Source organism: Novosphingobium sp. UBA6272, assembly GCF_002440635.1.
Taxonomy (GTDB): Bacteria; Pseudomonadota; Alphaproteobacteria; order Sphingomonadales; family Sphingomonadaceae; genus Novosphingobium.
In genome coordinates this window covers 1-17,266 of the sequence record NZ_DJUW01000025.1, presented here as the reverse complement: position 1 = coordinate 17,266, position 17,266 = coordinate 1, and the positions used below count along the sequence as shown (strand labels likewise).

The following is a 17,266-nucleotide window of genomic DNA, read 5'->3' as shown; positions in this document are numbered from 1 at the left end:
GTCGCTGGGCCTTCGCCCCGATAAACGGGCGCGCAACACGCATTGGGAAGGATATCGCATGCTGCGCCGCCTGTATGACTGGACCATGGCCAAGGCGGTCCATCCCCATGCCGAATGGTGGCTGGCGCTGTTCGCCTTCATGGAGGCGAGCTTCTTTCCGATCCCGCCGCATCCCTTGCTCGGGATCATGTGCCTGGCCGAACCGAAGAAGGCGATCCGCTTTGCGATGATCGCCACCTTTGCCTCGGTGGCCGGGGGAATGCTCGGCTATGCGATCGGCTGGGGGCTTTACGATACGCTGGGCGCGCAGATCCTGAGCTGGCTGGGGCTGACCGACAGCTTCCCCAAGGCGGCTTGCTACATCAACGAATACGGCTTCTGGATCTTCGTCGCCAAGGGCGCGACCCCGATCCCGTTCAAGCTGCTGACGATCACCGCCGGGTTCATCGGGATGGACCTGCTGCGCTTCATCGCCGGGTCGATCATCAGCCGCTCGATCAGCTTCCTGATCGTCGGGATCCTGTTCCGCCTGTTCGGCGCGCCGATCAAGGCCTTCATCGACAAGTACCTGGGCCTGGCCACCGCCGGCTTCGTTGTGCTGGTGCTCTCGGGCTTCGCGGCGATCACCCTGCTCGGCGGCGAATCCGATAGCGGGCACAAGTGCGATGCGGTGACCAGCGTCGAGCAGGTGGTCCGGTGAGCGGCCTGCACCTCTACCACTGCGCCGATGCCCGCTCGTTCCGGGCGTTGTGGGCGCTGGAGGAACTGGGGCTCGATTACGAACTGACCCTGCTGCCGTTTCCGCCGCGGTTCCGGTTCGAAGGCTACAAGGACATCAATCCGCTCGGCACCGTGCCCGCGTTGATCGCCGATGGCGCGCTGATGACCGAAAGCAGCGCGATCCCGCATTTCCTGGCGACCCGCTATGGCCCGTCGGACCTGGCGGTGGCCCCGGACGAGCCCGACTATGCCCGCTACCTCAACTTCCTGCTGATGGGCGAGGCGACGCTGACTTTTCCGCAGACGATTCACCTGCGCTACACCCGGCTCGAGCCGCCCGAGCGCCGCGTTGTCCAGGCGGCCGAGGACTATGCCCAGTGGTTCGGCTCGCGGCTGCGCAATGCGGAAAGCATGATGCATGGCGATTTTGCGGCAGCCGGGCGCTTCACCATGGCCGACGTCTCGGTCGGCTATGCGGTGATGTTGGCGCTGTCGATCGGACTGGACGCGCAGGTGACGCCGGGCATGGCCGCCTACCTCGAACGGCTCAGCCAGCGCGACGGGTTTCAGCAGGCCAAGGCGAAGCAGGCCAAGGGGCCGAGCGCGGTCTAACCCTCGATCTTCGCTTTCAACTCCAGCGCCACCGGATCCTTGGGGCGCAGCTTGAGCGAAGCGTCGAGTTCCTTCAGCGCTCCGGCCTTGTCGCCCGCTGCCGCCAGCGCCGCAGCGAGATCGCGGCGGACCGGGTACCAGAAGGCCGGCGGATCGGAAAAGCGCATGAAGTCCGGCGTTTCCTCGATCTCTGCGGCGGCGCGGAAGGCGGTCTGGGCATCGCTCCAGCGCTGTTCGGCCATCGCCAGCCGGCCGACCAGGACCAGGCGGACGATCTGCACCATCTGGTCCGGCGCCTTCGATTCAGCCTTGGGGTCGGCCGGAGGCGATTTGTCCAGCGCGGCAATTTCGGCCTTCAGCCCGGCGAGGTCACCCTGCCTGGCAAAGACCTCGCCCCGGGCATAGTGCCAGGCGGCCTGCAGGTACGGCAGTTTCGGCTCCGGCCGGGCCAGCACCGCGGCGGGATCATCAAACCGGGCGATCGCGAAATAGCCCGCGGCGGAGAGCAGCTGCATGATCGGATGCGCCTCGGCCTGTCCCTGCGAGCGGTCGACCAGCGGGCGGCCAAGCTCAAGCCCGATCTTCGCGTCCCCTGCCATCATCGCTCCGCCAAGGCCGAAGATCACGTTGTGGGCGTGATAGGGCAGACCCCAGACCCCGTCGGGTTCGGTCATGCCAAGCCGGATTGCGTTGGCCTTGCCGAGTTCGACCGCGCGGTGGTTGACCGTCGCCGCATCCTGGTAGCGCCCGACCCAGTAGTAAGTGTGGCTGGGCATGTGGACCAGGTGGCTGGCGCGCGGGGCCAGGGTGCCGAGCTTGTCGGCATAGCGCTCGGCCCGCTCGGGCACGCCGGCGATCTCGGTCGCATGGATGTAGAAATGGATCGCGGGAGTATCCTCGGGCGAGCGCGCCAGAACGCCTTCCAGCAGCGTGCTCGCCTGCATCCCCTGAACCTTGTAATCCTTCTCGCTCATTGCCTGGATGATCGCATCGGCGGCCAGCACTGCCAGGGTATTGTCCTGCGGATAGCGCTCGACCAGCTTGACCATGTCGCGGGCGAAGGCGCGGTCGCGCTGCTCGATCGACGAGCCGGGGCGGTAACGTTTGCGGAAGGTGGAGATCAGATCGCGGTTGCGCTGGCTCTCGGTCTTCTTCGCCAGCTTTTCCGCCTTGGTCAGCTGGGCATAGAGCGGCGCGCGCTCTTTCAGGTCCGCGCCGTAATTGATCGTCGGCCCGCTGGTATAGGCCAGCCCCCACAGGCACATCGCGCAGTCGGGATCGAGCCGCACCGCCTCTTCCATCGCCTGGATCGAGGCCTTGTGGGCAAAGGCGGCGGCCAGTTCCATCCCGTTGGAGAAGAACGCCTGGGCCTGGGGATTGGTCGTGGCAACCGCGAAGCCGCCGTTGCCGTAGCCTTCCAGCAATTGCGCCGTTTTCGGTGCGGCCTGATCGGTGTGGTTGTGGCCATCGGGGTGCGCGGTTTCGGCGGCGGGCGTGGCCTTCGGCGCGTCCTGCCCGGTCGCGGGAGCCGCCAGCAGCCCTAGCGCGGCGAGTGCCGCCAGATTTGTCAAACGCATGAAAGCCCCTTCGATGTCGCAGTTGGCACAGCCTGCGCTGCCCGCGACTGCTTGGCAAGCCGGGCGGCTCAGGCCGAGATTTCGGCCCAGACCGCGCGGATCGACCAAAGCATGCTATCCAGTCGGGGCGAGCCGTTGAAGAAGCGGGCGATCCGGGCTTCTGACAGCGCCAAGGTGACCTCCGGCTCAAGCTTGCGGGCAAAGGACAAATGGCCGCGCGCTTTCTCTTGCTCGCCTTCGCCATGCGCGATCCCGGTCAGCACCAGCAAGGCAATGAAGTTGCCCGGGAACAGCGCCAGGCTTTCACCAAAGGCGGCCCGGGCGGCAGCATTCTCGCCGCAGCGGGCATTGGCGATCCCGCGCCAGGCATGGGTGATGTAGTGCAGGTGCGATTCCGGCTCGACCACCAGAAAGTCATCGCAGTGGGCAATGCCGATCGCTTCCTCGCCGCTCAGCAGACGGCAGACGGCAGCGGCATAATGCGCCAGCCCGTGGCCAGGACGCAGCTGGATGGCCCGCAAGGCCCGCGGCAAGCCGTCCCGAGGGCGGCCGATATAGGCGCTTGCAGCGGCGATCGCGGCCAGCACCCCGGCATTGTCGGGATCGAGCTTGAAGCCCCGCTCGATCTGTTGCTGGATATCCTCCTCAACCGCCGGGTCGGGCAGTTGTACCGACAGGTAGGCCCCCGATACCGTCAAGGCATAGATCGCCCGCGCCAGACCATAATTGGGCGCGATCTCGATCGCCTTGAGCGATTCGGTGATGGCCCGGGTCAGCGGTTCGGCGCCGTAATCACGGATCGCGGCCATGGCCCGCGCCGTGCATTCCCAGGCGGTCAGATGGGCCGGCTTGCGCAGTGCGCGGTCCATCTCCAGCTTGTAGATCGTCGCTCCCAGGGCTGCGGCCACATCGGAGACCAGCTCGCTCTCCAGCGCGGCAAGCTCGTCGGCGTGGCGCTCGAACCGGCGGGACCAGACGATCTCGCTGCTGGCCGCTTCGATCAGTTGGGCAGTCACCCGCAGTCCGTCACCCACCCGGCGGATGTTGCCTTCCAGGAAATAGCGCACGCCCAGGCGCCGTCCGGCACCCGGGATGTCGGCCAGTGGTCGCCCGCGAAACCGCGCGGTGGCAGAACTGGCCAGCACCCGCACGTTGACGCCCTGCGCCAGGGCATCGATCAGGTCTTCGCCCAGGCCCAGCGCCAACCCTTCGTCTTCGGGCAGGCCGGAACGGTTGGTAAAGGGCAGGACGGCAAGGCTCGGCGCGTCACCGCGGTGGCCAAGTTCTGCCTCACTGGATTCGAGCAAGCGATAGCCGCCGCGGGTAATCGTCTCGATCCGGAAGTCTTCGGCCTTGTCGGCAACCTTGCGCAGGCGCTGGATCACCCGCTGGATTGCGTCCTCGCCAACGACATTGCCGCGCCAGCAGGCCTGGGTCAGATCGGCCCGGCTCATCACCCTGCCTTGGGCGCGGTGAAGCGCGATCAGTACTTCCATGACGCGCGGTTCGAGCGTCTCCGTCTCGCCATTGGCATAGGTCAGCAGCCGGATCGCGGGCTCGATTGTCAGTCCGCCGATCGTAAACGCGGGTGCGGCAGACAGATCGATCGGATCGAGCAGTCGTTCGGCCTGATCTTGCTGCCCGTCCGGCAATGGGTGTCCTCCCTGACGATCCGATCTATTGCCTGTTTGCCGGTTGCAAGCAACGGGCAAGCGCGCAATTTGAACGGCGATCATCGGAAAATCATCGGGTCGATGGCCTGTCGTGAGGGCGCCGATCCGACCATAAAGCCAATGACTTCCTGCCGTTCATGCGTCAGGGAGGCACCGTCCGGCTTGCGACCCATCGGGCGGTGCTATCCTGCAGCACCGCCGATGCCGCGCCCGGCATCGGCGGTTTTTTCTTGGACCCAAGCCGCTAGCCGAGCCGCACCGGCACCGTGTAGTTCAGCCCCATCCGCCCACCATCGGGATAGATCGTCTGGCCGGTGATATAGCTGCTTTCGCTGCTGGCCAGGAACACCGCCACCGCTGCCACTTCCGCCGGTTCGCCGCAGCGGCCCATCGGGGTGCGGCTGAGGATCCGCTCCTCGGCGGCCCGATCGTTCATGATCCCGCGCAGCATGTCGGTCATGATCGAGCCGGGACCGATCGCATTGACCCGTATACCTTTGGTTGAAAGTGCCAATGCGGTTACATTGGTGAGCTGCTTCATGGCGCCTTTGGATAAAGCGTAGGGAATCTGGTTGGGAATGCCGAGCACGGCATTGACCGAGCTCATGTTCACCACCGCGCTGCCTGCGCCCATCAGCCGCGCTGCCGCCTGTGTCGCCCAGAGCGCCGACTTGAGGTTGATCGCCATGACCCGGTCGAAGTCTTCCTCGGTCAGGTCGTCCAGCTCGGCGGCGTGAGTCACCCCGGCATTGTTGACCAGAATGTCGAGCCCGCCCCAGCGCTCCGCCACGCGTCCGAACAACCGTTCGATTTCGGCCTTGCGGGCGACATCGATCACCAGGCCTTCCTGCCCGAGTTCAGCGGTAGTTTCCGCCAGCCGCGCCGCGTCAATATCTGCCAGCAGCAGTTCGGCACCCTCGGCTGCGAAGGCCTCGGCGATCGCCTTGCCGATCCCTTGCGCGGCCCCGGTGATCACCGCGCGCTTGCCGGCCAGCCGGGCGCTCATTTGCGTTTCGCCCGCCCGGTTTCTTCGGCATGGGCGGCAGCGACCTTGGCGAAAGCATCGGCGAAGGCGACATCCGCTACACTGCGCATCGCGGCATAGCCGGCGGCGTTGGGGTGGACCCCGTCGGGGCCGAATTCGGGCCGCAGTTCGCCGCTGGGTCCGGCCAGCACAGTGAAGTAATCGGCATAGACCATGCCCTGCTCGGCCGCATAGGCCTTCAGCCAGGCATTGAACTGGGCGATCCACGGCGCGGGCTTGTGCTGGGTGGCCCATTCGAACCGGTCGGCTGGCGGAATGCTGCCCAGCACCACGACGATGCCATGGGCCTTGGCCAGCTGGACCATTGCGCGGACATTGTTCTTGTACGCCTCGGGCGTGGTCGGCCCGGTATTGCCGGCGAGGTCGTTGGTTCCGGCCATGATGTGGACCACATCGGGCTTTAGCGCGATCACGTCGGGCCAGAAGCGGACCAGCATCTGCGGGCTGGTCTGGCCCGAAATCCCGCGGTTGAGCCAGCCCTTGGCGAACAGCGAGGGATCGCCGCGCAGCCAGTTCTCGGTGATCGAATCGCCCATGAACACCACTTCGGGCGGGTTCGCGGGATCGACCTGCGCATTCTCGGCGCGATAGCGGCACAGCCAGGCCCAGTCGTTCTGCAGCACCTTGGGATCGAGCGCCCACAGCCCGTCGCGGCTGGCCGGGCAGCTCTGTTCCATCATCCCGGGGGCGGGGTAACTGTTCACGGGCCTAGTCTCTCCCGGCTGGTCGGCCAGCGCCGGTCCGGATCCGGCCAGCGCGAGCGCGGCGAACCACCACCTAGTCAAGGATCCCGACCGCAGCGGCGGCGCGCTTGAACATGCCGATGATCGTCTGGACCTGCTCGGCTGTGTGTTCCGCGCAGAGCGAGCAGCGCAGCAAGGTCATGCCGGCCGGAGTGGCCGGGGGACGCGCCAGATTGACGTAAAGCCCTTCGTGCAGCAGCGCTTCCCACATCGCCGCCCCGCGCTCCAGATCGGGCATGATCACCGCGATGATCGCGCTTTGCGGGGTCTCCGTGCCCAGTTTGAATCCGGCATCGCGTAGGCCCTGGTGAAGCACCTTGGAATTTTCCCACAAATGCGCGCGTTTGTTGCCGGCATGCATCAGCTTGCGGATCGAGGTGGCGGCGGTGTGGACAACGCTCGGCGGCAGGCTGGCGGTGAACACATAGGGACGGCAGACCAGCCGCATGATTTCGAACTTGGGATGGTTCGAAACGCAGAAGCCGCCGACCGTGCCAACCGACTTGGAGAAGGTTCCGATCACGAAATCGACCTGATCGAGCACGCCCTGATCCTCGGCCACGCCGCGCCCGTTGGGGCCGATGAAGCCCATCGAATGCGCCTCATCCACCAGCACCATCGCGCCGTTTTCCTTGGCAATGCGGATCATTTCCTTGAGCGGAGCGATGTCGCCCAGCATTGAATAGACCCCTTCGAGGATCACCAGCTTGCCGGCCCCTTCGGGGATCCGCTTGAGGCGCTTCTCCATCGCCTCGATATCGTTGTGCTTGAATGGCACCACTTCGGCGTCGCCCATCTTGCAGCCGTCCCAGATGCTGGCGTGGCTGTCGATATCGAGCACGACGTAATCGCCCTTGCCGGCGATCGTGCTGATGATCCCGAGATTGGCCTGATACCCGGTCGAAAAGACCATGGCATGGTCCATCGCGTAGAATTCCTTGAGCGCCTCTTCGACCAGCCGGTGCCCGGCATAGGTGCCGTTGAGCACCCGGCTCCCGGTGGTGCCGCTGCCGAAATCGTCCAGCGCCTGCTTGCCCGCCTCGATCACATCGGGATCGAAGGTCATCCCCATGTAGTTGTAGGTGCCGAGCAGGATCGTCTTGCGCCCGTTGCAGATCGCCTCGGTCGGCGAGACGACCTTTTCCATCACCAGGTTGAACGGATCGGTCAGCCCGGTCGAAAGCAGCGCACGGCGCTGTTCGATCAGCGGGTCGAATTTCGAAAAGAGGTCGGTCATGCCAGCCACCATTGTTTGCTTTGTTAGCCCCTCCCCGGCGGGGAGGGGTTGGGGTGGGGGTTCCACGATAGTTTCTAAACCCACCCCACTGCGACTAGGCAGCGAGCTGCCAAGTCTCGTTCCCCCTCCCCGCCGGGGAGGGGGAATATCATTCCAGCACCATCACCCCTGCAGCTTCACCACGGCATCGATCAGCTGGCCGTAATTCTCGATCTCGGCCTGCTGATTCATGCTGATGATGATGTCGAACTCATCCTCGATCGCCGCGACGAAATCCATCACCGTCAGGCTGTCGAACTCAAGATCGCCGGCAAAGGTGGTGGCATCGGTCAGTTCGGTGCCCTTCTTGTTGAAGGGGGCGATCAGATCGCCGATCTTGGCGGCAGTTGCGGCGCGGTCCATTGTGATTTGCTCCCGAATTGGTTTGCGGCGCAATTGCCGAAGATTGGGGCGGAAAAGCGGCGGGCGGTGCGAAATGTCAAGCATGGAGCGCCGCCCGGCCGGCACTTCGTGCCAACACGCATTTATCATCGGCTAACCTTCGCGCACAATGTCTAGCCAGGACATTGATTTTAAATCGTAATATTGAAAGAGATCGACACTGCCGTCACCGGGCTTGCCTCTGCTTGCACGTTCGGTCAGATCAAACCCTGGGCCTGAAGCTGCGGAGCACGCGATGAACTTGACGATCCTCGATGGCGGAATGGGCCGCGAACTTCAACGCAGCGGCGCGCCGTTTCGTCAACCCGAATGGTCGGCGCTGGCGCTGATCGAGGCACCCGAAGCGGTCACTCGGGCGCACCAGTCATTTGTGGCGGCGGGCGCAAAGATCATAACCACCAACAGTTATGCATTGGTCCCATTTCACATCGGCGAAGCGCGGTTCGCCGCTCAGGGCCAGGCGCTGGCCGCGTTGGCTGGCAGATTGGCGCGCGAGGTTGCTGAGCAAAGTTCCGGTGTGAGAGTCGCCGGCAGCCTGCCACCGTTGTTCGGTTCTTACCGGCCTGACTTGTTTGATCCGGATCGTGCCGTCGGTCAGCTAGCCCCGTTGATTTGCGGCCTTTCCCCCTATGTTGATTTGTGGTTGGCCGAAACACTGTCGGCCACGTCCGAAGCGCAAGCGGTCGCGCTGGCACTCGGTGATGACGCGCGCCCACGCTGGTATTCGTTCACCCTGCGCGATGATGCCGATGCGCATCGCACGGCTCCCCGTTTGCGATCGGGTGAATCGATTGAAAAGGCCACTGCCGTGGCGATTGCCGGCAGGGCGGATGCATTGCTTTTCAACTGCAGCCAGCCCGAAGTAATGGCCTCTGCCGTGCAACAAGCTCGCGCAGCCATAGTGGCGGCTGGCGTTAATCTCGCTGTAGGCGTCTATGCAAACGCTTTCCCTCCGCAAAAGGAGGAGGCTGCGGCCAACGAGGACTTACTGCCTCTGCGCGCCGATCTCGATCCGCCAGGATATCTGGCTTGGGCGCGCAAGTGGTTGGATGCCGGTGCCAGCATCATTGGCGGTTGCTGCGGAATCGGGCCTGAGCACATTGCCGAAATCGCGGCTGGGCTGCTGCCGCCTTCTAGCTCACCCGCTCCACCAGCCCCTTCACTGCGGCCATGAACGGCCCGATCGAGACCGGCTTGGCCAGATAGCCTTCGGCCCCGGCGTCACGGATACGTTCCTCGTCGCCCTTGCCGGCATAGGCGGTGACGGCCAGCACCGGGATCGTGCGCAGCGTCGCGTCCTTCTTGGCCGCCTCGATCAGGTCGAGGCCCGAGACGTTGGGCAGCTGGATATCCATGATGATCAGGTTGGGGACGAAGGACCGTGCCGCATCAAGCGCGAACTGGCCGTCGGCGCAGGGCTCCACAGCATAGCCATGGGCCTTCAGAACGTCGCAGAACAGCTTGCGGTTGAGGTCGTTGTCCTCGACAACAAGGATGCGCTTTGCCATGAGCGCAGCCCTAGCCGCTGCCGGAGTCCCTGACAATTCTGCGCGAACCTTCATCCCCCGCTCCCGATCCGGCCGTGCTGGCGCTGGGCGCGCTCGGCTGGGTGCTGGGCGACGGGGACCGGGCCGGGCGCCTGCTCGCGCTGACCGGGCTGACGCCCGAGGCGCTGCGCGGCGGGCTGGGCGATCCGGCGGTGTTGGGCGCGGTGCTGGATTTTCTGGGGCAGTATGAACCCGATCTGGTCGCGGCGGCGGCGCATCTGCAAGTGGAACCGGCCCAGCTGATGGCCGCAAGGGAGAAACTGTAATGGCAAGGCCGCTGATCATCAGCGATTGCGACGAGGTGCTGCTGCACATGATCGTGCCCTTCGGCGAATGGCTGGACGAGACCCAGCCGGTCTCGTTCAAGCTGATCGGCAACGATTTCTCCAAGGCGATCCGCGACAAGGTGACGGGCGATCCGGTCCCGGCGGAAGATATCTGGCGTTATCTTGGCATGTTCTTCGACAACGAGATGCACCGCCAGACCCCGATTGCCGGGGCGGTCGGGGCGATCAACACGCTGAAGGATCATGCCGACGTGGTGATCCTGACCAATCTGACCGACCGCCACAACGAGCCGCGGCGTCAGCAGCTTCTGGCCCACGGGATCGACCTGCCGGTGTTCACCAACCAGGGGCCCAAGGGTCCGGCGCTGCAGGCGATCCTCGACAAGTACCAGCCGTCGAAGGCGGTGTTTATCGACGATCTGGCCCAGCATCACGGTTCGGCAGCCGAAATGGTTCCTCACATTGATCGCCTTCACCTATGTGGTGAGCCGACGCTGGCTCCGCACATCACATGCGGGTTTGAGGCCGGCCACGCCCACGCCCGGATCGATACCTGGGAGCATGCCTTGCCGTGGCTGCTCTCGCGCCTGTAAGGATTGTCCCCATGAGCATCGAAACACGTCTGGCCGAACTCGGCATCATCCTTCCCGAGCCAGCCGCGCCGGTCGCGGCCTATGTCCCGGTCGTGATCGCCGGAGGGCTTGCCTACGTTTCGGGGCAAGTCTCGTTCGTCGATGGCGTGCTGCTGAAAGGCCGGCTGGGCGAGGACGTGACGCTGGAGCGGGGGATCGAGGCGGCGCAGGGCTGCGGGCTGATGATCCTGGCCCAGCTCAAGGCCGCGCTCGGCTCGCTCGAGCGGGTCGAGCGGGTGGTCAAGCTGGGGGCCTTCATCAATTCGACGGCCGACTTTACCGACCAGCCCAAGGTTGCCAACGGCGCTTCCGAACTGATGGTCGCGGTGTTCGGCGAGGCCGGCAAGCACGCCCGCAGCGCGGTCGGCGTGCCCAGCCTGCCCCTGGGCGTGGCGGTGGAAGTGGACGCGATCGTTGCCGTTCGCCCTGCTTGACAAGTGGCGGGCCCCTGCGCCCAAACCTGAGAAAGTGGCCTGGCTGGGCGGGCAGGCCTATGCCCATCGCGGGCTACATCTGCCCGGCATTCCGGAAAATTCGCTCTCGGCCTTTCGCGGCGCGATCGAGCGGGGAATGGGGATCGAATGCGATGTCCAGCGTTCCGCTGACGGGCAGGCGATGGTGTTCCACGATTGGGAGCTCGACCGGCTGACCGCCGAGAGCGGCCCGCTCGCCCAGCGCGGCAGCGAGGAACTGGCGCGGATTGAACTGAGCGGCGGCCATGACCGGATCCCGACCTTGCGGCGGATGCTGGAGGAAGTCGCCGGGCGGGTGCCGATCCTGATCGAGATCAAGTCCCGCCGGGGCAGCTTCCGCCACGCCGGGGCGCTGTGCCAAGCGGCGCGGCGGGTGCTGGAAGGCTATACCGGGCAGCATGCGATCATGAGCTTTGACCCGCGGGTGGTGCGCTGGTTCGCCGATCGCTCGCCGCTTACCGTGCGCGGGTTGGTGGTCACCGAAGAGAATGACAAGGCGCTGCCCGGGCGGATCCGCCGCCGCCTCTCGCTGTGGGCGGCGAGGCCCGATTTCCTTGCCTATGACATCCGCGATCTGCCGAGCCGGTTTGCCGCCGCGCAGCGCAAGCGCGGGCTGCCGGTGCTGACCTGGACCGTGCGCTCGGCCGAACACCGCGAGCGGGCGGCAGAACACGCCGACGCACCGATTGCGGAGGGTGGCGGCGTCGCGTGATCGAGGCTCGGGTTGCTCCATCGGTCGGATCGCTTCCCGCGGCTGAGTGGGACGCGCTGGCTGGCGGCAATCCCTTCATGAGCCACGCGTTCCTGACCGCGCTGGAGGATTCGGGTTCGGTCGGCTCCGGAACCGGCTGGTCGGCCGCCCCGATCGTGATCGCGGATACCGGGGGACGGCTGGCCGCAGCTTTGCCGGCCTACCTCAAGAGCCACAGCCAGGGCGAATATGTCTTCGACCATGCCTGGGCCGATGCCTGGCATCGCGCCGGCGGCAGCTATTACCCCAAGCTGCAAATCGCCGCGCCGTTCACCCCGGCCACGGGCCCGCGCCTGCTGTTGGCCGATCACGCGCTGGCCTTGCCGCTGTTGCGCGCTGCCGAACAGGTCTGTGCAGAGAATGGCCTGTCTTCGGCCCATGCGACCTTCGTTGCGCCCGAACAGGTGCCGCTGTTCGAGCGGGCCGGTTGGCTGATCCGCAATGACATCCAGTTCCACTGGGAAAACCGCGGCTATGCCGATTTCGAGGAGTTTCTGGCTGCGCTGTCATCGCGCAAGCGCAAGGACATCCGCAAGGAACGCGCCGCGGCACAGCAAGGGGTGGAGATCCGCGTGCTGACCGGCGCCGAAATCGGTGCGGCGGAATGGGACGCGTTCTGGGAATTCTATCAGGATACCGGCGCGCGCAAGTGGGGCCACCCCTACCTGACGCGTGAGGCCTTCACCCTGTTCGGGGAGCGGATGGGGGACAGCGTGGTGCTGATCCTCGCCTACCTCGACGGGCAGGCGGTGGCCGGGGCGCTGAACTTTGCCGGGCCGGACGCGCTCTATGGCCGCTATTGGGGCGCGCTGATCGAGCGGCCGTTCCTGCACTTCGAGCTGTGCTATTATCAGGCGATCGACGTGGCGATCGCGCGCGGCCTGAAGCGGGTCGAGGCCGGGGCGCAAGGCGGGCACAAGCTCGCTCGCGGCTATGAACCGGTGCAGACCTGGTCGGCCCACTGGATCGCCCATCCCGGTTTCCGCAGCGCGGTCGAGGAGTTCCTCGAGCGGGAACGGGCAGGGGTGGCGATGGACCAGAACTACCTGGCCGCGCGCACCCCGTTCAGGAAGGAAGGTTAGGCTGCGCGGCGGGTGGAAGCGCCGAGCCATTCGCGCGCGCGGCGCTGTGCTTCGGCCACTTCGCGGGCGGTCATTTCGTCGCTGATATCGGCGCGGCACATCGCGGCTTCGGCATGGCCGGCAACGGCGGCCAGGTTGAACCACTTGTGCGCCTCGATCAGGTCGCAGTCCACGCCGTGGCTGCCGGTCGAGTAGGCGACCCCCAGATCGTAGTAGGCACTGGTATCGCCCTGGGCAGCGGCGGCGAGGCAGCTGGCGACCAGCAGGTCCTCACGGCTCTCATCGGCCGGCATTGCGGCACCGGCATAAGTACCGGAAATTGGCGAGTTATCGATCCAGGCTGTGCTCATCTCAACGTACCCCCTTGTGGCGGGTTTCGTGGTCCGCCTTGCACCCCCAAAGTTACGGATCATGGTCAACAAAAGGTTAACGGCCGCGAAGATTTGTCCGCAGGCGTTCAGCAGAGCCTAATCCGGCCCATAATAATGCGCCCCCCGATTGCCGCTTGTGCGGGATTCTGCGGACCTCTATAGGCGCGCTCGAACCGGCTACGGGCGGCTGTCGGGAATGCCCGGGGCTGCAGGAACCCGCCAACCCGGCCGGTGACATTTGGAGAGTTTATGGCGAGTGTTCTCGGCGACGAAATCGACGTTCTGGCCAAAGCCAAGCGGGCGCTTGGGGAAAACTATGCTCCCAGCGAAAACGAACCCTACATGGGCGAAGCGCAGCTCGATTATTACCGCAGACTATTGCTCGAATGGAAGAAACTGATCCTTTCTGCGGCGCAAGATACCTTGCAGTCGCTGCAGGATGGGCCGATCCGCGAACCCGACCTCAATGACCGCGCTTCAAGCGAAACCGACTGGGGCATCGAACTGCGCACCCGTGACCGGCAGCGCAAGCTGATCACCAAGATCGATTCGGCGCTGCGGCGAATCGAGGAGGGCGAATACGGCTATTGCGAAGTGACTGGTGAGCCGATCGGTCTGGGGCGGCTCTCGGCCCGCCCGATCGCAACCATGACGGTTGAAGCCCAGGAAGCGCATGAGCGCCGTGAGAAAATTTCCCGGGATGATTGAAGGGCTTGCCGTCAAAGTCTTGGTGTTGCTGGCGCGTTAACCGCTTTTTTGCCAGTCCTGTTCTAAATTCGGCGAGATTGGAGTCCCTATGGGCTCCTTGTCTGGGACGATTTGGACCTGAACTGGAAACATGAGGCGTGGGCATGAGCGATAGCGATCATCGGCAAATCGGACGGGACAGCCTGTTCGTCATGGCCGATCTTCGGATCGACGGGGTCGAGGGCGAGCAACGCATTCGCGTGCGCAACCTTTCGGCCGGCGGCCTGATGGGCGACGGCGTCCAGCGCATTCAACGCGGCCAGATGGTGTTCATCAACCTGCGCAACCTCGGCTGGACCGAAGGAGCGGTGGCCTGGGTCCAGGACAGCCGCTGCGGGATCGCCTTCCGCGAAGAGATCGACCCCCGGGTGGTCCGCGCTCCGCTTGACGAAGGCGATCGCACACCGCGCTATGTCCGCCCGCCACTTTCCCAGCAAGAGCTTGGCGAACTGCGCAAGATCTAGTCCATACAGGTGCAAGGCACCTGTGCGGCTCAGCAAAATTCGGATAGGACTGGCCGCGCAATGGTACTGCGCCGCAAAAGTCTTGCCTTAGTTCCGCTGGCCCTGGCGCTCAGCGGCTGCTTCGGTGACGATGATCGCCCGGTCGAAGTGGCGGTGATCGGACCGTCGGCGGGGGCTTTCATGCCCGGACCGCGACTCCCGCTGGCAGCACAATTGATGCGCGGCGCGACTATCGAAGGACTGGTCGGCTTTGACGAACAGGGCCGCGTGGTTCCGGCGCTCGCCGATCGCTGGATCGTAACCGACGACGGGCTGAGCTTCATTTTCCGTTTGCGCGACGGGACCTGGCCGGATGGCAGTGAGATTAGCGGTGAAAGCGCTCGCCTGGCCCTGGCCCGAGCAATGGCCGCGCAGCGCGGCACCGCGCTTGGCCAGGATCTGGGCGTGATCGCCGAGGTACGCGCTATGGCCGGCCGAGTGATCGAGATCCGCTTGTCGAGCCGCCAGCCCGAACTGCTGCAAGTTTTGGCCCAGCCCGAACTGGGCCTGACCAACCGCAACCGCGGGGCCGGGCCGATGCGGCTGCGGCGCGAGAAGGACAGCGCGCTGCTCCGGCCGATCCCACCGTTGGATCGCGGCATGCCGCAGGATGAACGCTGGACCAACCGCGCCCGGCGGCTTGAACTCGTCTCGCTCCCGGCCAAGACCGCAATCGAGAAATTCAACACCGGCGATGTCGATCTGGTGCTGGGCGGCACGCTCGCCGATTTCCCCCGGCTCGATGCCATGGGTGTGGCGCGCGGTGCGATCCGGCTCGATCCGGTCGGCGGCCTGTTCGGACTGGCCACGGTTCATGAGGATGGCTTCCTTGGGAAAACCGAGAACCGGGAGGCGGTGGCCATGGCGATCGACCGGCAGGCTCTGGTCGGTGCGGTCAACCTGGCCGGCTGGGTTACCACCACCCGCGTGGTCAACCCGGGCCTGGCCGAAGACAATGGCACGATCGGTGAGCGCTGGTCCGGCCGCAGCCTTGAGGAGCGCCGCGCGCTTGCCAGTTCGCGGGTGGCAGAATGGAAGCAAGGCGGACGGTCGGTACAACTGCGGATCGGTTTGCCCAGCGGACCCGGGGCCGACGCGCTGTTCGTGCGGCTTCAGCAAGACCTCAAGCTGATCGGGATCGAAACGCTGCGCGTCGGGATCGATGCCGATGCCGATCTCAGGCTGGTCGATGCGGTTGCCAGCTATGGCAGCGCCTTCTGGTTCTTCAACCGCCTGTCCTGCGCCAGCCAGCCGGCAGGTTGCAGTCCGGCGGCTGACAAGCTGGTAGCGGAAGCGCTGATGGAAGCGGATCCGGCCAAGCGGGCCGAACTGGTTTCGCAGGCCGAAGCGCAGATCACCGTCGCCAACGGCTATATTCCGCTAGGGGTGCCGATCCGCTGGTCGCTGGTAAGCGGTTCGGTTTCCGGGTTCGAGCCCAACCGGCTTGCGGTACATCCCTTGATGTCGCTGGCGATGCTCCCCAAATAGAAGCGGCCGGCAGCTGGTCCGGTCTGGCAAAGGGTCGCTGGAATGGTCGATGGTAACCTGCGGCGGATGAGCGCCGAACTGCCGCTGGGCACCGATCCGCTCTCGGTACGCCGCCGGATCGAGTCGCTTGAGCAATTGCTTGAGGGGATGATCCACCTACCGGGCCTGAACCGCAAGGTCGGGCTCGACGCGCTGTTGGGGCTGATCCCGGTGGCCGGCGACGCAATCGCCGCCGTGCTCGGGCTCTATATGGTATGGGAAGCGCGCAACCTCGGCATGCCGAAGTGGCAGCTCTGGCGGATGGCCGGCAATGTCGGGTTCGACACGCTGGTCGGGGCAGTGCCGTTGGCCGGGGACCTGTTCGACTTCCTCTACCGCTCGAACACCCGCAATCTGAAGATCATCAAGAAGCACCTCGACAAGCATCACCCCAAGACCCGCGTGTTGGAGGGTTGAAGCGGATGCCTTTGGCCCGGCTGAAGGGAAAACCGCCAAAGCGGCCAAAGCGCAATTCTGGTGGCAGCGTCTTGGTGGGCATTGGCCTGTTCATGGCATCGCTGCTGGACCCCAAGACCAAAGTTCAGACCGAGCTGATCGACCGCAAGCAAAGCCGCGAACGGACCGAGCCTGGCAAGGAGAACGCTTAACCTGGTTTATCCCCTCCTTGCGACTCGCCGGAATCCAGCCGTTTACGAGAAATTAACCTTTCTCTTTCATTGGTCATATGGTTAATGGCGCTCAACATCCCTTACCGAAGGGTTGTTGGTCGCGAAAACGGGGCGAGAAGGGGACCAACCCATGCGCGTATTGTTGATCGAGGACGAGCCGACCACGGCCCGGGCTATCGAACTGATGCTGACCACCGAAGGCTTCAATGTCTATTCGACCGATCTCGGCGAAGAGGGCTTGGACCTCGGCAAGCTGTATGACTACGATATCATTCTGCTCGATCTCAACCTGCCGGACATGCATGGCTACGATGTGCTCAAGAAGCTGCGCGTCGCCAAGGTCCAGACCCCGGTTCTGATCCTTTCGGGCATTTCGGAAATGGATTCGAAGGTCCGCTCGTTCGGCTTCGGCGCCGACGATTACGTCACCAAGCCGTTCCACCGCGACGAACTGGTCGCCCGCATTCACGCGGTTGTGCGCCGTTCAAAGGGCCATTCGCAGTCGGTCATCCGCACCGGCAAGCTGGCGGTTAATCTTGATGCCAAGACGGTCGAAGTCGATGGCGCCCGGGTCCACTTGACCGGCAAGGAATATGCGATGCTCGAGCTGCTTTCGCTGCGCAAGGGCACCACGCTGACCAAGGAAATGTTCCTCAACCACCTTTATGG

At 64.8% G+C, this 17,266-nt stretch carries 21 protein-coding genes; 13 read left to right on the top strand and 8 right to left on the bottom strand.

All coding sequences use genetic code 11. The features are described from left to right. Positions 1-58 precede the first annotated feature (58 nt). Positions 59-700 carry a YqaA family protein gene (locus tag B2V17_RS11255; protein ID WP_292997683.1) on the top strand — a complete coding sequence of 214 codons (642 nt, stop codon included), beginning with the start codon at positions 59-61 and terminating at the stop codon, positions 698-700. Then, positions 697-1,332 (top strand): glutathione S-transferase family protein, encoded by a 636-nt coding sequence (locus B2V17_RS11250; RefSeq protein ID WP_292997681.1) that lies wholly within the window; start codon positions 697-699, stop codon positions 1,330-1,332. Before B2V17_RS11255 ends, B2V17_RS11250 begins: the two co-directional genes overlap by 4 nt. Here B2V17_RS11250 and B2V17_RS11245 read toward each other — a convergent pair. From B2V17_RS11245 to B2V17_RS11220, 6 genes are all read right to left on the bottom strand, one after another. Then, entirely contained in the window at positions 1,329-2,909 is a 1,581-nt protein-coding gene (locus tag B2V17_RS11245; protein ID WP_292997679.1) for a hypothetical protein, read from the bottom strand. The genes B2V17_RS11250 and B2V17_RS11245 overlap by 4 nt on opposite strands. A 68-nt stretch (positions 2,910-2,977) precedes the next feature. Next, complete coding sequence (locus B2V17_RS11240; RefSeq protein ID WP_292997677.1) at positions 2,978-4,561, bottom strand: winged helix-turn-helix domain-containing tetratricopeptide repeat protein; 1,584 nt, start codon at positions 4,559-4,561, stop codon at positions 2,978-2,980. Between the two features lie 265 nt (positions 4,562-4,826). After that, positions 4,827-5,588, bottom strand: coding sequence for an SDR family NAD(P)-dependent oxidoreductase (locus B2V17_RS11235; protein WP_292997675.1), 762 nt, complete (start codon positions 5,586-5,588; stop codon positions 4,827-4,829). Then, a complete protein-coding gene (locus tag B2V17_RS11230; RefSeq protein ID WP_292997673.1) occupies positions 5,585-6,331 on the bottom strand; it encodes an SGNH/GDSL hydrolase family protein in 747 nt (248 codons plus the stop codon). The genes B2V17_RS11235 and B2V17_RS11230 overlap by 4 nt, the downstream gene beginning before the upstream one ends. Before the next feature lie 73 nt (positions 6,332-6,404). Continuing rightward, positions 6,405-7,607 carry a serine palmitoyltransferase gene (spt, locus tag B2V17_RS11225; RefSeq protein WP_292997671.1) on the bottom strand — a complete coding sequence of 401 codons (1,203 nt, stop codon included), beginning with the start codon at positions 7,605-7,607 and terminating at the stop codon, positions 6,405-6,407. Between the two features lie 162 nt (positions 7,608-7,769). After that, positions 7,770-8,009, bottom strand: a complete 240-nt coding sequence (locus B2V17_RS11220) for an acyl carrier protein (protein ID WP_292997669.1) — start codon at positions 8,007-8,009, stop codon at positions 7,770-7,772. Between the two features lie 274 nt (positions 8,010-8,283). Here B2V17_RS11220 and B2V17_RS11215 point away from each other — a divergent pair, with 274 nt between their 5' ends. Continuing rightward, a complete protein-coding gene (locus tag B2V17_RS11215) occupies positions 8,284-9,222 on the top strand; it encodes a homocysteine S-methyltransferase family protein (protein WP_292997667.1) in 939 nt (312 codons plus the stop codon). Here B2V17_RS11215 and B2V17_RS11210 read toward each other — a convergent pair. Beyond that, on the bottom strand, positions 9,182-9,556 hold the full coding sequence (locus B2V17_RS11210) for a response regulator (protein WP_292997665.1): 375 nt from the start codon (positions 9,554-9,556) through the stop codon (positions 9,182-9,184). The genes B2V17_RS11215 and B2V17_RS11210 overlap by 41 nt on opposite strands. Positions 9,557-9,630: 74 nt before the next feature. Between B2V17_RS11210 and B2V17_RS11205 the strand changes: the two genes are divergently transcribed. From B2V17_RS11205 to B2V17_RS11185, 5 genes are read left to right on the top strand one after another with little or no spacing between them, the layout of a single operon-like run. Continuing rightward, a complete protein-coding gene (locus B2V17_RS11205; RefSeq protein WP_324475624.1) occupies positions 9,631-9,861 on the top strand; it encodes a DUF3572 domain-containing protein in 231 nt (76 codons plus the stop codon). Next, positions 9,861-10,475, top strand: coding sequence for an HAD family hydrolase (locus tag B2V17_RS11200; protein ID WP_292997663.1), 615 nt, complete (start codon positions 9,861-9,863; stop codon positions 10,473-10,475). Before B2V17_RS11205 ends, B2V17_RS11200 begins: the two co-directional genes overlap by 1 nt. Positions 10,476-10,486: 11 nt before the next feature. Further along, positions 10,487-10,948 (top strand): RidA family protein, encoded by a 462-nt coding sequence (locus tag B2V17_RS11195; RefSeq protein WP_292997661.1) that lies wholly within the window; start codon positions 10,487-10,489, stop codon positions 10,946-10,948. Then, the gene (locus B2V17_RS11190; RefSeq protein WP_292997659.1) at positions 10,929-11,699 is read left to right on the top strand and encodes a glycerophosphodiester phosphodiesterase family protein; all 771 of its coding nucleotides are present in this window, start codon (positions 10,929-10,931) and stop codon (positions 11,697-11,699) included. The genes B2V17_RS11195 and B2V17_RS11190 overlap by 20 nt, the downstream gene beginning before the upstream one ends. Next, positions 11,696-12,820 (top strand): GNAT family N-acetyltransferase, encoded by a 1,125-nt coding sequence (locus tag B2V17_RS11185; protein WP_292997657.1) that lies wholly within the window; start codon positions 11,696-11,698, stop codon positions 12,818-12,820. Before B2V17_RS11190 ends, B2V17_RS11185 begins: the two co-directional genes overlap by 4 nt. On the opposite strand, the gene B2V17_RS11180 is transcribed toward B2V17_RS11185, so the two are convergent. Continuing rightward, positions 12,817-13,170 carry a hypothetical protein gene (locus tag B2V17_RS11180; RefSeq protein WP_414690802.1) on the bottom strand — a complete coding sequence of 118 codons (354 nt, stop codon included), beginning with the start codon at positions 13,168-13,170 and terminating at the stop codon, positions 12,817-12,819. The two genes, B2V17_RS11185 and B2V17_RS11180, sit on opposite strands and share 4 nt — an antisense overlap. 270 nt (positions 13,171-13,440) lie before the next feature. Here B2V17_RS11180 and dksA point away from each other — a divergent pair, with 270 nt between their 5' ends. The 5 genes from dksA to B2V17_RS11155 form a co-directional block, all read left to right on the top strand. After that, the gene (gene dksA / locus B2V17_RS11175) at positions 13,441-13,899 is read left to right on the top strand and encodes an RNA polymerase-binding protein DksA (RefSeq protein WP_292997655.1); all 459 of its coding nucleotides are present in this window, start codon (positions 13,441-13,443) and stop codon (positions 13,897-13,899) included. 143 nt (positions 13,900-14,042) lie between these two features. Next, positions 14,043-14,402, top strand: coding sequence for a PilZ domain-containing protein (locus B2V17_RS11170; RefSeq protein WP_292997653.1), 360 nt, complete (start codon positions 14,043-14,045; stop codon positions 14,400-14,402). Positions 14,403-14,462: 60 nt separating this feature from the next. Beyond that, positions 14,463-15,929 (top strand): ABC transporter substrate-binding protein, encoded by a 1,467-nt coding sequence (locus B2V17_RS11165; RefSeq protein ID WP_292997651.1) that lies wholly within the window; start codon positions 14,463-14,465, stop codon positions 15,927-15,929. Positions 15,930-15,971: 42 nt separating this feature from the next. After that, a complete protein-coding gene (locus B2V17_RS11160) occupies positions 15,972-16,385 on the top strand; it encodes a DUF4112 domain-containing protein (RefSeq protein ID WP_292997649.1) in 414 nt (137 codons plus the stop codon). A gap of 342 nt (positions 16,386-16,727) precedes the next feature. After that, a partial coding sequence (locus B2V17_RS11155) for a response regulator transcription factor (RefSeq protein WP_292997647.1) occupies positions 16,728-17,266 on the top strand: 539 nt, incomplete at its 3' end.

Bases quoted from the DNA above. Each gene is read 5' to 3' on its own strand.
- B2V17_RS11255 (WP_292997683.1), top strand. From the start codon at position 59: ATGCTGCGCCGCCTGTATGACTGGACCATGGCCAAGGCGGTCCATCCC.
- B2V17_RS11245 (WP_292997679.1), bottom strand. From the start codon at position 2,909: ATGCGTTTGACAAATCTGGCGGCACTCGCCGCGCTAGGGCTGCTGGCG.
- B2V17_RS11235 (WP_292997675.1), bottom strand. From the start codon at position 5,588: ATGAGCGCCCGGCTGGCCGGCAAGCGCGCGGTGATCACCGGGGCCGCG.
- spt (WP_292997671.1), bottom strand. From the start codon at position 7,607: ATGACCGACCTCTTTTCGAAATTCGACCCGCTGATCGAACAGCGCCGT.
- B2V17_RS11220 (WP_292997669.1), bottom strand. From the start codon at position 8,009: ATGGACCGCGCCGCAACTGCCGCCAAGATCGGCGATCTGATCGCCCCC.
- B2V17_RS11215 (WP_292997667.1), top strand. From the start codon at position 8,284: ATGAACTTGACGATCCTCGATGGCGGAATGGGCCGCGAACTTCAACGC.
- B2V17_RS11210 (WP_292997665.1), bottom strand. From the start codon at position 9,556: ATGGCAAAGCGCATCCTTGTTGTCGAGGACAACGACCTCAACCGCAAG.
- B2V17_RS11200 (WP_292997663.1), top strand. From the start codon at position 9,861: ATGGCAAGGCCGCTGATCATCAGCGATTGCGACGAGGTGCTGCTGCAC.
- B2V17_RS11195 (WP_292997661.1), top strand. From the start codon at position 10,487: ATGAGCATCGAAACACGTCTGGCCGAACTCGGCATCATCCTTCCCGAG.
- B2V17_RS11180 (WP_414690802.1), bottom strand. From the start codon at position 13,170: ATGAGCACAGCCTGGATCGATAACTCGCCAATTTCCGGTACTTATGCC.
- dksA (WP_292997655.1), top strand. From the start codon at position 13,441: ATGGCGAGTGTTCTCGGCGACGAAATCGACGTTCTGGCCAAAGCCAAG.
- B2V17_RS11170 (WP_292997653.1), top strand. From the start codon at position 14,043: ATGAGCGATAGCGATCATCGGCAAATCGGACGGGACAGCCTGTTCGTC.
- B2V17_RS11165 (WP_292997651.1), top strand. From the start codon at position 14,463: ATGGTACTGCGCCGCAAAAGTCTTGCCTTAGTTCCGCTGGCCCTGGCG.
- B2V17_RS11160 (WP_292997649.1), top strand. From the start codon at position 15,972: ATGGTCGATGGTAACCTGCGGCGGATGAGCGCCGAACTGCCGCTGGGC.